At 72.9% G+C, this 13716-nt stretch carries 13 protein-coding genes and 3 pseudogenes; 10 read left to right on the top strand and 6 right to left on the bottom strand.

Translation table 11 applies throughout. From position 1 onward, the window contains the following. Positions 1-393, top strand: a pseudogene (locus tag AB0B76_RS12175) (sialidase); the annotation flags it as partial. A gap of 55 nt (positions 394-448) precedes the next feature. Here the strand turns inward: AB0B76_RS12175 and AB0B76_RS12180 are convergent. From AB0B76_RS12180 to AB0B76_RS12190, 3 genes are read right to left on the bottom strand one after another with little or no spacing between them, the layout of a single operon-like run. After that, on the bottom strand, positions 449-1084 hold the full coding sequence (locus AB0B76_RS12180; protein WP_360373663.1) for an acVLRF1 family peptidyl-tRNA hydrolase: 636 nt from the start codon (positions 1082-1084) through the stop codon (positions 449-451). Between the two features lie 10 nt (positions 1085-1094). Beyond that, positions 1095-1826: a hypothetical protein gene (locus AB0B76_RS12185; protein WP_360373666.1), complete on the bottom strand. Its 732-nt coding sequence runs from the start codon at positions 1824-1826 to the stop codon at positions 1095-1097. Between the two features lie 7 nt (positions 1827-1833). Further along, positions 1834-2268 (bottom strand): hypothetical protein, encoded by a 435-nt coding sequence (locus AB0B76_RS12190; RefSeq protein WP_360373669.1) that lies wholly within the window; start codon positions 2266-2268, stop codon positions 1834-1836. Positions 2269-2479: 211 nt separating this feature from the next. Here AB0B76_RS12190 and AB0B76_RS12195 point away from each other — a divergent pair, with 211 nt between their 5' ends. The 4 genes and pseudogenes from AB0B76_RS12195 (at position 2480) to AB0B76_RS12210 (ending at position 4031) form a co-directional block, all read left to right on the top strand. Continuing rightward, complete coding sequence (locus AB0B76_RS12195) at positions 2480-2797, top strand: hypothetical protein (RefSeq protein ID WP_360373672.1); 318 nt, start codon at positions 2480-2482, stop codon at positions 2795-2797. A gap of 208 nt (positions 2798-3005) precedes the next feature. Beyond that, positions 3006-3182 (top strand): annotated as a pseudogene (locus AB0B76_RS12200) (hypothetical protein); the annotation flags it as partial. A 36-nt stretch (positions 3183-3218) separates the two neighbouring features. Further along, positions 3219-3515 (top strand): annotated as a pseudogene (locus tag AB0B76_RS12205) (EAL domain-containing protein); the annotation flags it as partial. Between the two features lie 114 nt (positions 3516-3629). Further along, a complete protein-coding gene (locus tag AB0B76_RS12210) occupies positions 3630-4031 on the top strand; it encodes a hypothetical protein (RefSeq protein ID WP_360373675.1) in 402 nt (133 codons plus the stop codon). Between the two features lie 49 nt (positions 4032-4080). Here the strand turns inward: AB0B76_RS12210 and AB0B76_RS12215 are convergent, their stop codons facing one another. From AB0B76_RS12215 to AB0B76_RS12225, 3 genes are all read right to left on the bottom strand, one after another. Further along, entirely contained in the window at positions 4081-4407 is a 327-nt protein-coding gene (locus AB0B76_RS12215; protein WP_360374329.1) for a helix-turn-helix transcriptional regulator, read from the bottom strand. Between the two features lie 93 nt (positions 4408-4500). Next, a complete protein-coding gene (locus AB0B76_RS12220; RefSeq protein WP_360373678.1) occupies positions 4501-4974 on the bottom strand; it encodes a Rieske (2Fe-2S) protein in 474 nt (157 codons plus the stop codon). A gap of 102 nt (positions 4975-5076) precedes the next feature. Then, the gene (locus AB0B76_RS12225) at positions 5077-6084 is read right to left on the bottom strand and encodes a LacI family DNA-binding transcriptional regulator (RefSeq protein ID WP_360373681.1); all 1008 of its coding nucleotides are present in this window, start codon (positions 6082-6084) and stop codon (positions 5077-5079) included. Between the two features lie 145 nt (positions 6085-6229). On the opposite strand from AB0B76_RS12225, the gene AB0B76_RS12230 reads away from it, so the two are divergent. The 5 genes from AB0B76_RS12230 to AB0B76_RS12250 are packed head-to-tail and all read left to right on the top strand — an operon-like array spanning position 6230 to position 13604. Beyond that, entirely contained in the window at positions 6230-7582 is a 1353-nt protein-coding gene (locus tag AB0B76_RS12230; protein WP_360373684.1) for an extracellular solute-binding protein, read from the top strand. After that, the gene (locus AB0B76_RS12235) at positions 7579-8439 is read left to right on the top strand and encodes a sugar ABC transporter permease (RefSeq protein WP_360373687.1); all 861 of its coding nucleotides are present in this window, start codon (positions 7579-7581) and stop codon (positions 8437-8439) included. Before AB0B76_RS12230 ends, AB0B76_RS12235 begins: the two co-directional genes overlap by 4 nt. Next, positions 8436-9242: a carbohydrate ABC transporter permease gene (locus AB0B76_RS12240; RefSeq protein WP_360373690.1), complete on the top strand. Its 807-nt coding sequence runs from the start codon at positions 8436-8438 to the stop codon at positions 9240-9242. The genes AB0B76_RS12235 and AB0B76_RS12240 overlap by 4 nt, the downstream gene beginning before the upstream one ends. A gap of 7 nt (positions 9243-9249) precedes the next feature. Then, a complete protein-coding gene (locus AB0B76_RS12245) occupies positions 9250-13065 on the top strand; it encodes a glycoside hydrolase family 38 C-terminal domain-containing protein (RefSeq protein WP_360373693.1) in 3816 nt (1271 codons plus the stop codon). Beyond that, a complete protein-coding gene (locus tag AB0B76_RS12250; RefSeq protein ID WP_360373696.1) occupies positions 13062-13604 on the top strand; it encodes a hypothetical protein in 543 nt (180 codons plus the stop codon). The genes AB0B76_RS12245 and AB0B76_RS12250 overlap by 4 nt, the downstream gene beginning before the upstream one ends. Positions 13605-13716: the final 112 nt, after the last annotated feature.

The following is a 13716-nucleotide window of genomic DNA, read 5'->3' on the forward strand; positions in this document are numbered from 1 at the left end:
TACGGCCTGTTCGTCGAGCACTTCGAGAAGTACAACGTGATCTGGAACGGCAACGGCGGCAAGACGATCTTCTTCCAGAACGAGTTGCCCTACGATCCGCCGTCGGCCGCCGCCTGGTCCCACGACGGGATCACCGGCTACGCCGCCTACAAGGTCGCCAACAACGTCACCTCGCACGAGGCGTGGGGCATGGGCAGCTACTGCGTCTTCACCTCGGACGAGTCGATCGCGGCCTACCACAGCTACGAAACGCCGGTGAACGCCAACGTCAAGTTCCACAACATCCTGACCGTGTCGCTGGGCAAGGGCTCCATCACCCACGTCATCAACGACACCGGGGACGCGGCGCTGCCGAGCTCCGTCACCCCGCACAACGTGGTCAGTTTCCCCTGATCCGGTACCTGTAGTGGGCGGGCCGTCCGGCATCCAGCCGGGCGGCCCGCTCGTTTCACGGGACCAGGTGGATGCGCACCTTCCGCGCGGCGACCGCGGCCTCCTCCAGCACGGTCAGGCGCGGCTCGGCGACCTCGAGCAGATGCGGGTGGCGCAGCGCGGCGAGGGCGGCGAGGCGCCGGTCGGCGAGGATCGCGTCGACCATCCCGCGGTCGCCGCCGCAGACGAGCGCGGCGAGCGTGCCGGCCTCGGGCAGCAGCACCCGCTCGGCGATGTCCGCGGACTTGCCGGCGACCGCGTCGGACTGGTTGTCGCGGCGGCGGGCGTAGCGCTGCTGGGACCAGCCGCCGGCGGCGGTGCGCCCGTGCACGTGGAAGCGCTCCACCTTGGAGGCTGTGATGGCGGTACCGTCGACAAGGCCCGCCGCCACGGCGCCCTTGCGGGCCAGGAGCAGCCCGATGCGGGGCGGCGCGGCAACCCCCCTGAGCAGCGCGTCGACGTCCTCGGCCGCGTCGAGGCCGGGCGGCGGGTGCAGGGTCGCCCGGTCGCCGTTGCTCGTCCCGGTCAGCACCAGGCCCGCCTCGTCGGCGCCCTGATGGCGCCCGTAGAAGCCGTCGAGCCAGCCGCGCAGGCGCTCCGGCGAGATCTCCACCCAACGACCGCCGCCCGCGGCCGGCTTGGCCGTCACCATGTCCCAGATCCTATTTCGTGCTGAACAGAACCCGTAACTCCAGGCCCTTCATCAGCCAGGACGCGCCGAAGCCGAGGATGGCCAGCGCCTCGCCGACCAGCAGCGCGTAGTCCTGGAGCCAGCCGCCGATCTCGGTGACCGCGATGAACACTACGGCCACGCCGATGACGGCCGCGCAGGTGAAGTGGAACCGGCGCCAGAACGCGGGCGAGCGCCGGCCCGGCAGCTCGGTGCGGTTGCCCTCGCGGATGCCGAAGTACAGGCTGATGATGCCGAGGCACACGATGAACACGGCGGCGCAGGTGTAGTGCACGACCGCGACCGGCATCTCACCCATCCGCTCCTGCAACGGGGTGAGGGCGATCGTCGAGTGCCGCGGCCGGTCGGTGCTGAACAGCGCGACCCCGAGCGCGGCGACCCCGGCGATGTTGCTGAGCAGGTTGTCGAGGTTGTGCTCGAACGCCTTGTACGTCACCAGGAACAGCCCGGTGACGCACAGGGCGCCGACGAACACGTCGCGCAGGCCCGTGTAGAAGTACTCGCTCAGCGACGCCCGGGGCCGGCCGCCCTCGAGCGCGAGGTCGCCGAGCACGAGCGCGACAGGCAGCGCGAGGCCGATGAAACCGATGACGGCCCGCATCAGCAGGAAGGAGCGCACGTACAGCACGCCGGCGTCCGGCGCCGCCAGCCGCTCGGGGCTCGGGCGCCGCGGGCCCTCGGTCTGCGGGTCGAGATAGCCCACGGCGACATCATGACATCGCCCGGGCGTAGTAGACGACCCCGGCGACGTGCTCGACGACCTCGCGCAGCGTCCACGTGTCCGGGTCCGGCCGCGCGTCAAGCACCGCCGGGTCGAGTCCCCGCAGGCCGGCGCGGTACATGAGGGCGAGGCGGGTCAGCCGGCTCGTCGCCTCCTCCAGGTCGGTCTCGGTGAACCGCGCGAAGTCGGCGTGCGTGGTGACGGTGCGCCCGTGCCAGTGGTCGGGCAGCGGGTCCAGCCCGTTGAGCCGGCACATGATCTCGGCCAGGTGGTCGACGAGGTGGTCGGTGACGCGGCGCAGCGACTTGTGCGGCGTCCAGGCGTTGCCGTCGAAGACGACAGGCCGGCCGTCCCAGCCCAGCCACCCCTGGGCCAGGCCCAGCACTTCCTCGACGGCGGCGTCGATCACGTTCTCGAGTTCCATGCGCGGGACGCTAGCGGCGGGATCGTTCGGGCCCGGCCGAATGGTGTGGGGTGGCCTACGACGAGGGGCACAGCGCTTCGCCCGAGGCCGCGCTGGTGGCGCTGCGCAAGGCGCTCGGCGAGGAGCGGCCGGAGCGGCGGGCGCTCTTCGAGACGAGGCCTGGTTCGCCGTCGGGCTGCTGCACCGCACCCCGGAGCTCGTCAGCTGGGTCGTGGTGCCGCTCGCCGTCGGGCTCTCCGTCGCCGCCTGCCTGGGAGCCGCGGCCGCGCCCGGAATCGCCCCGGGCGGGGCCCGCTGCTGGCGGCACGTCGCCGTCGCCATGGCGTTCATCGGGCTCGGCGGCATCAGCAACGGCGTCGACATGCTCCGCGGGATCGTGCGGCCCCAGCACGTCGGGCCGCTGACCGCGGGCATCTACGTCGCCGGGCTCGCGGTGCTGCTGTGGGCGCTGCTGCGCATCCCCGGCGCCCGTCGCAGCCGCGGGGCGAGTGGCTGCGCTTCGGGCTGGACTCCGCGACGGTACTGGTAGCCGTCCCGGCGTTTCGCCTGGCACTTCCTGCTCAGCGACTGGCAGCGGTGGTCCGGCGGCAACGCCACGGGCGCCCGGGCCGTGCTGGCGCTGCTCGCCTGCGCCGCCGTGTGCGTGTTCGCGGTGGTGAAGATCGCGTTCACCGGCACCGGGCCGCTCGACCGGCGGGCGCTGTACCTGCTCGCCTCGGCCGGCGGCGGCGGCCCGCCTGGCCGAGCTCGCCGGGCCGGAGTCGCTGGTGGCGCGCCTCGGCGGCGACGAGTACGCGCTGGTGTTCCCGGCCGCCGGCGAGCCCGCCGCGCTGCGGGTGCTGGGCGTGGTCGCCGCCGGGCTGCGCCGCCCGCTCGACGCGGCCGGGCACGCCCTCGTGGTGGAGGCGAGCGTGGGCGTGGCGGTCGGCGGGGCGGGGCCCGCGGCCTTCGGCCACTCCTCGCTGGGGCTGCTGCGCACCTGCCCGGTCGACGTGCTCAAGGTCGACAGGTCGTTCGTGGACAACGTGACCGAGGCCGGCGCCCGCTCGGCCATCGCCGAGGCGCTCATCGGCATCGCCGACGGGCTGCGGCTGCGCGCGGTCGCGGAGGGCGTGGAGACCGAGGCGCAGGCGGAGGCGCTGCGGGAGCTGGGCTACCAGTACGCGCAGGGCTACCTCTACGGCCGCCCCGTCCCGGCCGCCGAGCTCAAGAGGCCGCGTCGCGCGCTCCCGGCGGCGCGGGCGTGAGTGAGGCCGCGTCGCGCGCTCCCGGCGGCGCGGGCGTGAGTGAGGCCGTGTCGCGCGCTCCCAGCGGCGCGGGCGTGAGCCGGGGCAGCGTCGCGCGCTCCCAGCGGCGCGGGCGTGAGCCGGGGCAGCGCCGCCAGGCTGACGGCCAGGGCCGGCGCGAAGGCCAGCGCGCGGGTCTGCGCCGGCTCGGGCAGCGGCCGCGCGGTCTCCCAGGCGGCGCGCACCGCGGCCGCGGTGCCGAAGAGCCCGCAGGCGAGGGCGGTCGCGAGCGCCCAGAACACCACCGCGCGGCTGTGCGGGCGGCCGAGCCGGGCCCGCATCCCGTGCCGCACCAGGTTCGGCGGCCTCGCGGGCGGCCGACCGGGAGCGACCGGCCGGGGCGGCGTCCAGGAGGGTGCCCAGCAGCTCGCCGCGGCGACAGCCGGGTGGGTACACCCGCAGCAGGCGTGCGTACCGCCGCTCCGGCGAAGGCGAGGCCACTACGCCTCCGTGGGGCGGATCGCGGCACGCGGATAGTCGCGGGGATAGACGCGCGGGAGCCGGGTGTACCGCCGCCGCAGCGCCGTCATCGCGCCGTCCTCGGTCGGTGGGCCTGCCGCAGCCGGTGCTCGGCCGCGGTCGCGAGCTCGCGCAGCCGGGCCGTCTCGGCGGTCAGCGCCGTCAGGCCGGCGGAGGTGAGGCGGTAGTAGCGGCGGGCCCGGCCGTCCACGATCTCCTCGCGGTCCGGCTCGACGAGCCCCTCGGCCGTCAGCCGGTCGAGCGCGGTGTAGAGGGTGCCGGTGAGCAGGCCCACGCGGCCGCCGGAGAGCTCGGCGACCTCCTGGAGGATGCCGTACCCGTGCCGGGGCGCGCCCGCGAGCGCGGTCAGGATGAGGAAGGTCGGCTCTCGCATCGCCTTGGCGGCTTTCACGGCCGAAGCATAAGTAAATGATCAATTCATCGTCAACGGGGCGGCCGCTGCGGATGCGGCCGCCCGTCGAACCGCTTACTCCAGGCGCATGATCTTCGTGCCGTCCACTTTGGACTTGATCTCCTTCAGCCCGCTGGGCGTGGGCCCGTCGATCTTCGATCCGTCGGCGATGTTGAACTTCGAGGCGTGCGCCGGGCAGACGGCCACGCCGTTCTGCGGCGCGGTCACCAGGACTCCCTTGTGCGGGCAGGCGGCGTCGAACAGCTTGAAAGTTCCACTCACCGGCTGCACGATCAGCAGCCCGTTCTGCACGATGCCGCCCCCCACCGGCACCTGGCCGGTGTCGGCCACCGACCCGCCGGCGGCCGCCGACGGCCCGGCGGACGGCCCCGCGGCGGGGCCCGAGGACTGGGCCGGCTCGGGCGCCGGCGCCTGGGCGGTGGCGCCCTTACCGCCGCAGGCGGCCAGCAGGGTGGCGGCGCTCAGGCCGCCGAGGCCGGCCAGCAGGGCCCGTCGGTGCGCGCAGGGTTGCACACGGTCTTCGGTCATTGCCACGATGTCCCTTCGGTGTGCGGGCAGGGCACAGCCCGCCACCGCTCTGTGGCGCGCTTTAGTTGAGGGCTGGGCAAGGATACATAGATATATGGAAGATTATCCAGCTCTTCCCGGACCGCCCCGCGTCACGACCGTGGTCGGCAGCACCACCCGCCGTGGTGGCCCGTCCACCCCGCCGATGCGGTCGAAGAGCAGCTCGGCCGCCCGCGCCCCCAGGTCGGCCGCGTCGTAGGTGACGAGCGTGACCGGGGTCGGCAGCAGGTCGGCGAGCTCGAGGTCGTCGAAGGCGGCCACGCCCGTGCCGCCGCCGTGGGCCCGCGCCGCGTGCAGCACGCCCACCGCCATGCGGTTGTTGTCGGCGAAGACGGCGTCGGCCGGGTCCGGTCCGCGCAGCAGCGCCAGGGCGGTCGCGTGCGCCGCCTCGACCGTGTGCACGCCGACGTGTACGAGCGCCGGGTCGGCGGCCAGCCCGGCGGACTTGAGCGCCTGCCGGTAGCCGGCCAGCCGCCGCGCGCCCGTGCCGACCGCGGGGTCGCCGCCGATGTAGGCGATGCGGCGGTACCCCAGCTCCAGCAGCCGCCGCACGGCCTCCCGCGCGCCGCCGTGGTTGTCCAGCACGACCGAGTCGGCCGCGACCCGCCCGGGCACGCGGTCGATGAACACGATCGGCGCCCACCCGGCCAGCTCGTCGTGCAGCGCCCGCTGGGAGTGCCCGGTCGGCACCACGAGGAGCCCGTCGACCCGCCGCCGCAGCACCAGGTCGCGCAGCAGCTCCCGCTCGGTGTCGAAGCTCTGCCGGGTGCTGCCCACGACGAGCATGTGCGAGTGCCGGCGGGCCACGTCCTCGGCGCCGCGGGTGATGCCCGACCAGAACGGGTTCGCCACGTCCTCGATGACCAGCGCCACCGTGTGGGTGTTCTGCCCGGGGCGCAGCGTGCGGGCCGACTCGTTGCGGCGGAACCCGAGGTCGGCGATGGCGCGCTCCACCGCCTCGCGGGTCTCCGGGCGGATGTACCGCTCGTGGTTGACCACCCGTGAGACCGTCGCGACGCTCACGCCGGCCGCGCGGGCCACGTCGTGCATCGTGGGGCGGCGCAAGGACATTGAGGCTCCGGGGTATGTATCGGCTCCGCTGTGGACGCAGTCGAGCGCTCTCTTGACCACGGGAGAGTATATGAGTACGTTTTCTGAAAACGTTCACATAGACGTTGACCTTTCAAACCAGGCCCGCCACCTGGGGAGGTAAGCCGTGTTCAAGACAGGAGCCACCCTCGCCCTTACCGTCGCGCTAGTCGGATCGGCCGCCGGATGCGGCTCGTCCGGCGGCGACGACGCCAAGACGATCACCGTCGCCTACCAGAAGTTCGGCGCCTTCATCCAGCTCGACGACCAGCTCCAGCGGGTCAAGGGCGAGTACGAGTCGGCCCATCCGGGCTACACCGTGAAGCTGCTGCCGATCGAGGCGTCGGAGAACGACTACTACACCAAGCTCTCGCTGATGAACCGGTCCCCGAAGACCGCGCCCGACGTGCTGTACGAGGACACGTTCCTCGTCAACACCGACATCGCGGCCGGGTTCCTGGCCCCGGTCGACGAGTACCTCGCCGCCTGGCCCGACTGGAGCCAGTACAGCGACGCCGCCAAGAACGCGGCCAAGGCCCTCGACGGCAAGACGTACGGCGTGCCGATGGGCACCGACACGCGGGCGCTCTACTACAACAAGGACCTGTTCCGGCAGGCCGGCCTGGCCGTGCCCTGGGAGCCGAAGACCTGGGACGACATCCTGGCCGCGGCGCGGACCGTCAAGCAGAAGCTGCCCGGCGTCACCCCGCTGAACGTGTACTCCGGCAAGGGCGCCGGCGAGGGCGCCACCATGCAGGGCTTCGAGATGCTGCTTTACGGCACGAAGCACGCCCTCTACGACGACTCGTCCAAGAAGTGGGTCGTCGGCAGCCCGGGCTTCAACGACTCGCTCGGCTTCATCAAGACGATCTTCTCCGAGAAGCTCGCGCCGGAGGCCCAGGACGCCCTCGACCCGAACTGGGGCACCCGGGTCTCCACCGAGCTGCTGCCGTCGAGCAAGCTCGCCATCGACCTCGACGGCTCCTGGCTGTCCAGCACGTGGCTGCCGACCGGGAGCAAGCCGTGGCCGCAGTGGAGCACGGTGCTCGGCGAGGCCGCGATGCCGACCCAGCACGGCGACGCGCCGGGCAGGACGAGCATGTCCGGCGGCTGGGTGCTGTCGGTGGGCGCGCACGCCAAGGACAAGAAGGCCTCGTTCGACTTCGTCACGACGATGCTCAACAAGGACAACACGCTCGCCTACGACATCGCCGCCCAGCAGATCGCCGAGCGGGCGGACGTGGCGGCGGACCCGAAGTACCTCCAGTCGAACCCGGCCCTGCAGTTCTTCACCGACCTGGTGAAGGTGACGCACTTCCGGCCCGCGTACCCCGACTACCCGCACGTCTCCGACGCCATCCAGGTCGCGATGGAGTCGGTGATGACCGGGCAGGCACCCCCCGAACAGGCCGCTAAGACGTTCGGCGACCAGGTGAAGGCGGCCGTCGGCGGGGACGACAAGGTGACGACGGCATCATGAGCCGTGCACTGGCGGCGCGGGCCGTGGCCCTCGCGCCCGCGCTGCTGCTGCTCGGCGTGTTCTTCGCGGGGCCGTTGCTCTGGAGCGTGTACAGCGCCTTCACCGACATCGCGCTCACCGGCACGTCGCAGGTCAACTTCGTCGGCGCCGACAACTTCGTCACCATGTGGCACGACAAGCAGTTCTGGAACTCCCTGGAGCTGACGCTCGTCTTCGTCGTCGGCTCCGCGGTGATCGGGCAGAACACCCTCGGGCTGCTCATCGCGCTGCTGCTCAAGGGGGCCGGCAAGGTCACCCGGGCCGGGGTCTCCGGCGTCGTGGTGGCCGCGTGGACGGTGCCCGAGACGGTGGCCGCGTTCTGCTGGTACTCGTTCCTGCACCGCGAGGGCACTCTCAACGCCCTCACCGGGCCGCTCGGGCTGCACCAGAACTGGCTCTACACCGCCCCGATGCTCGCGGTCACCCTCGCCAACGTGTGGCGCGGCACGGCCTTCTCGATGCTGGTGTACCAGGCCGCGCTGAACGACGTCCCGCCCGAGCTGCACGAGGCCGCCGCCGTCGACGGGGCCTCGGTGTGGCAGCGGCTGCGCTACGTGACCCTGCCGCTGATCCGCCGGTCGATCGTGAGCAACCTGATGCTCATCACGCTGCAGACCCTGGCGTCCTTCGGACTCATCTACGTGATGACCAAGGGCGGCCCCGGCGACCGCAGCCAGACGACGCCGATCTACATGTACCAGGAGTCGTTCCAGTTCTACAAGCTCGGCTACGGCACCGCAATGGCCCTGGTACTGCTGCTCATCGGCGCCGTCTTCTCGCTCATCTACGTGCGGGTCATCCGGCTGGAGGAGGCGTGAGGGCCGCGGCGCGGGCCGTGCTCGCGCTCGTCGCCGTGCTGTTCCTGCTGCCGTTCGTATGGCTGGTGGTCGCCTCGGTCCAGCCCGGCGCCGCGCTGTCGGCCCACATCGACTGGCACTTCACCGCGCGCAACTTCGGCGACGTGCTCAACGCCGACACCGTGCTCCGGCCGATGCTCAACTCCCTGATCATCTCCGGCGGCACCGCGGCGCTCACCGTGGCCGCGGCGGTCCTGGCCGCGTACCCGCTCTCGCGCCACCGAAGCCGCACGGGCCGGGCGCTGATGTACACCATCCTGTTCTCCACCTGCCTGCCCATCACCGCCGTGATGGTCCCGGTCTACACGCTGTACAGCCGCTTCTCGCTCACCGACTCGGTCCCGGCGCTCATCCTCTTCATGGCCGCGTCGTCGCTGCCGTTCGGCATCTGGATGATGAAGAACTTCATGGACGGCGTGCCGGTCGAGCTCGAGGAGGCGGCCTGGACCGACGGCGCCGGCTGGGCCCAGTCGCTGCTGCGGATCGTGCTGCCGCTCATGGTCCCCGGCCTGACCGTCGTCTTCGTCTTCACGTTCGTGCTGCAATGGGGCAACTTCTTCGTCCCGTTCATCCTGCTGCAGGCGCCCGAGAGCCAGCCGGCGTCGGTCACCATCTACACGTTCTTCTCCACCTACGGGCAGGTCGCCTACGGCCAGCTGGCGGCGTTCGCGATCCTCTACACGGCGCCGGTCGTCCTGATGTACTCGGTGTTGTCGAGGGTCTTCGGCGGGGCGTTCAGCCTCACCGGCGCGGTGAAGGGTTAGGAACGGCATGCGCATCGAGTCCACCGAGCTGTTCATCGGCGACCGGCAGGTCGTGCGGGTGTTCGACGCCGAAGGGCCCGCCACCGTGCGCGGCGACGGGGTGTCCGGCGAGGGCAACGGCCCCGGCGAGATTCCGGTAAGCGTCGACGCGCCCCCCGGCACCGTCGTCCCCATCACCGTCGAGGCGGGCGGCGAGACCGGGCACGGCGAGCTCGTCGTGGCCGAGCCCGGCTGGACGGTGTGGATGGTCTCGCACTTCCACTACGACCCGGTGTGGTGGAACACCCAGGCCGCCTACACCGAGACCTGGGGCGCGCCCGGGCAGACCGGCACCGAGTTCCGCGGCGACTTCCAGCGCACCGGCTTCGAGCTCGTCCGGCTGCACCTGGAGACCGCGCGGCTGCACCCGGAGTACAAGTTCGTCCTCGCCGAGCTGGACTACCTCAAGCCCTACTGGGACACGTTCCCGCAGGACCGCGCGTACATCCGGCGGCTGCTCGCCGAGGGCCGGCTCGAGCTCGTCGGCGGCACCTACAACGAGCCGAACACCAACCTGACCCTCGCCGAGACCACGATCCGCAACTTCCGGTACGGCATCGGCTTCCAGCGCGACGTCGTCGGCGGCGACCCGCGCACCGCCTGGCAGCTCGACGCGTTCGGCCACGACCCGAACTTCCCGGGCCTGGCCGCCGCCGCGGGCCTGGACTCCTCCTCGTGGGCGCGCGGGCCGTTCCACCAGTGGGGCCCGATGCAGACCACGTTCACGCCCGGCGACCGCGGCTGGGGCGACCCGTCGAGCATGCAGTTCGACGCCGAGTTCGAGTGGCTGTCGCCGAACGGGCGGGGCGTGCTCACCCACTACATGCCCGCGCACTACTCGGCCGGCTGGCACATCGACGCCCAGCCGACCCTCGCGGCTGCCGAGGAGAACATCTACCGGCTGTTCCTGCTGCTGAAGAAGGTCGCCCGCACCCGCAACATCCTGCTGCCGGTCGGCACCGACTACAGCCCGCCCGCGAAGTGGGTCGTCGACATCCACCGCGACTGGAACGCCCGCTACACCTGGCCGCGGTTCGTGTGCGGGCTGCCACGCGAGTTCTTCGCCGCGGTGCGGGCGCAGGCGACCGAATTCTCGCCGCAGACCCGGGACATGAACCCGATCTACACCGGCAAGGACGTGTCGTTCATCGACACCAAGCAGGCCCAGCGGCACACCGAGGCCCTGCTGACCGACGCCGAGATGTTCGCGACCCTCGCCGCCCTCGACGGCGCGCTGTTCCCGCACGAGAAAACCGACCTGGCCTGGCGGCAGCTCGTCTTCGGCGCGCACCACGACGGGATCACCGGTTCGGAGTCCGATCAGGTGTACCTCGACCTGCTCACCGGCTGGCGTCAGGCCCACGACCTCGCGGCCGGCGTGCTGGGCGAGGCCCTGGACGCGCTCGTCGCCCGGCTGCCGGCGGGCGCGCCGGACGGTACACCCCGGGTGGTCGTCTTCAACCCGTCGTCGTGGACCCGCACCGACGTCGTGCGCGTCGGCGGGCTCGAGCTGCTCGCCGAGGACGTCCCCGGCGTGGGGTACAAGACGTTCGCGCTGCCCGCCGCGGACGCGTGGTCGGTCCGGGACGGCACGACGATCGAGAACGAGTCCTTCCGCGTCACCGTCGACCCCGGCCGCGGCGGTACCGTCTCGTCCATCGTCGACCTCCGCGCCGGGCGCGAGCTGCTGGCCGCCGGCCGGCCCGGCAACGAGCTGCTCGTCTACGAGGAGTACCCGGCCCACCCAAAGGTCCACGAGGGCCCCTGGCACCTGCTGCCCAAGGGCCCGCCCGCGGCCGGCTCGGCCGATCGTCCGGCGCTCTCGGTGCTGGTCGAGGCGGGCCCGCTGGGCGAGCGCGTCACGGTCACCGGGGTCGTCGGCCCGGCGCGGTACACCCAGATCCTGACCCTCTGGCGCGGCGTGCCCCGCCTCGACGTGCGCACCCGGCTCGACGACTTCGCCGGCGCCGACCAGCTCGTCCGGGTCCGCTGGCCGGCCGCGGTCGCCGGTGCCCTTCCGGTCAGCGAGGTCGGCAACGCGGTCGTCGGCCGCGGCTTCGGCCTCATCGACACCGACGCCGGCCCGGCCCCCTGGACCCTCGACAACCCGGCGCAGCACTGGTTCGCGCTGTCGTCGACGGCGAGAGTTCGCGTCGGACGCCATACCCGCGCGATCGGCGTCGCCGAGATCATCGGCGGCGGCCCGGCCGCGCGGGACCTCGCCCTGGCGCTCATCCGGCGCGGGGTCACGGCCACCTGCTCGACCGCCGGCGGCCCCCGCTACGGCTCCCTCGCCGTCGACTCGAACCTGCCCGACGTCCGCATCCGCATCGACGACGCCGCCGCGGCCGCCCGCACCTGGGTCCCGGCCGAGCGCCCCCTGGCCCAGGTCTGGACGCCCAACGCCGATCTCACCGGCCCGCGCGACCTGCCGGTGCTCGTCCTCGCCGCCGCCGAGGTCGCCGCCGTCTGCGTCGAGCTGGCCGCCACCGGCGAGATCACGGCCCCCGCGGCCGCCGCCGACCCCGACCCATCGCTCGACGAGTACACCGTCGGCATCGTCAACCGCGGCCTGCCCGGCTTCGCCGTGGATCCCGGCGGTGCCCTGCACCTGTCGCTGGTCCGCTCCTGCACCGGCTGGCCGTCGGGCGTGTGGATCGACCCGCCGCGCCGGACCGCACCCGACGGGTCGAACTTCCAGCAGCAGCACTGGACGCACGTCTTCGAGTACAGCATCGTGGCCGGCGCGGGGGACTGGCGGGCCGCGGGCCTGGTCGCCGCCGGGCACGCGGTGAACCATCCGCTGCACGCGCGCGTCGCGCCGCCCGGCCCGCCCGCGTCGGAGCGCCTCGTCACGGTGGAGCCGTCCACAGTGGTCCTGACCGCGCTGAAGCCGGCGGGCGACCCGCTGGCGTCGGGCCGCGAGCCGTCGCCGGTGTCGTCGGTCCTGGCGCGGTACTACGAGTCGGTGGGCACCCCGGCCGACGTCCACATCGGACTCCCGGTGCCGGTGTCCGCCCGCCGGGCGGTGGACCTGCTCGAGCAGCCGGTGGACGACGGGTCCACACTGGATGGTGCCGGGATCGGGCAGGTGCTGCTGGACGTCGGCCGAACGCTGCCCGCGGCTGCCTTGACGGCGGCCCCGGTCTTCGCGCGGTACTGGCTGCACAACACCGGGCCGGCGCCGCTGGGGAACATGCCCCTGTCGGTGCACCTCGAGCCGTCGGTGACCGACCAGGCCTCGTTCACCGTCACGATCTCCTCCGACCTGGTCGCCTCGGGAGCGTCGGGCGAGGTGCTCCTCACGGCGCCGGAGGGCTGGACGGTGACGCCGTCGTCGCTGCCGTACGACCTCCCGCCCGGCGGCCACGCGCAGTTCCCGGTCTCGGCCGCCCCGCCGGCCGACGTCTCGCCGGGCGTGTACCGGCTGCGGGCGTCGCTGCCCTCGGGCGTCTACGACGTGGCCCGGATACTGGTCGGGGCCGACGCCCCGGAGCCGATCAGCGGCGTGCTGTCGCCACCCGCGCTGCACCTGCGCCGCGGCGACTCCGCGGTGATCCGGCTCGAGACGTCGGCGCCGGACGCCGAGGTGCACCTCATCGGCCCCTGGCACACGTGGGAGCTCGTCGCCGCCCCGGCGGTCCTGGGCGGCGGGTCCACGGTGGAGTTCCCCGTCACCGTGCCGGCGGAGCACCCGCCGGGCACCTGGTGGCTGCTGGCCCGGATCGCGGACGCGGGAGAGCTGTACTACACCGAGCCCATCACCGTGACGGTCGCGCCGTGATCGCGGCCTGGGTGGGGGACGAGCCGATCACGGTGGCCCAGGTCGAGGAGCGCCTCGCCGGCCTGTACTCGGGCTCCTCGGGCGCGCGGTTGCCGCACCCGGCCACCGCCGAGGGGCGCAACCTGCGCCGCTGGCTGGTCCAGCTCATGGCCGCGAACGCGGTCGTTTCGCAGGATTTTGTCGAACCGCCGCTGGTCGAGCCGCCTCCGGTCGAGCCGCCGGCCCTCGCCCGCGCGCTGCGCCTCGGCGGTGTCGCGGCCGCGGTGGTGGCCGCGCGCCCGGACGTGTACGCCTCGGTCACCGCGGGCGTGACGGTCGCCGACGCGGAGGTCCACGACTACTGGTCCCGCAACCGCGACCGCCATCCGTCGCCGTTCGCCGAGAGCCGCCCCGCGGTCGCCGCCCTGCTGCTGCGCGAGGCCCGCGACCGGCACTTCACGCGCTGGCTCGACGAGCGCTGCGCGGCCCGGGTCCGGCTCATGCCGGGCTTCGAACACCCGGGGAACCCGGCCCAGCCCGACTACACCCACCACCACTGACTGCGGGAAACCCGCAACCCGGGTGCGGGACGGTACCGAGGCCGGCGCCCGCGGTACACCCGAGACTTGGGCGGTGCGGTCACGTCTCCTGGCACTCGTCGCCGTGTCGTTG

The sequence above is a fragment of the Dactylosporangium sp. NPDC049140 genome, from assembly GCF_040648435.1.

Bases quoted from the DNA above. Each gene is read 5' to 3' on its own strand.
- AB0B76_RS12180 (WP_360373663.1), bottom strand. From the start codon at position 1,084: ATGGTGACGGCCAAGCCGGCCGCGGGCGGCGGTCGTTGGGTGGAGATC.
- AB0B76_RS12190 (WP_360373669.1), bottom strand. From the start codon at position 2,268: ATGGAACTCGAGAACGTGATCGACGCCGCCGTCGAGGAAGTGCTGGGC.
- AB0B76_RS12215 (WP_360374329.1), bottom strand. From the start codon at position 4,407: ATGCGAGAGCCGACCTTCCTCATCCTGACCGCGCTCGCGGGCGCGCCC.
- AB0B76_RS12220 (WP_360373678.1), bottom strand. From the start codon at position 4,974: ATGACCGAAGACCGTGTGCAACCCTGCGCGCACCGACGGGCCCTGCTG.
- AB0B76_RS12225 (WP_360373681.1), bottom strand. From the start codon at position 6,084: ATGTCCTTGCGCCGCCCCACGATGCACGACGTGGCCCGCGCGGCCGGC.
- AB0B76_RS12235 (WP_360373687.1), top strand. From the start codon at position 7,579: ATGAGCCGTGCACTGGCGGCGCGGGCCGTGGCCCTCGCGCCCGCGCTG.
- AB0B76_RS12245 (WP_360373693.1), top strand. From the start codon at position 9,250: ATGCGCATCGAGTCCACCGAGCTGTTCATCGGCGACCGGCAGGTCGTG.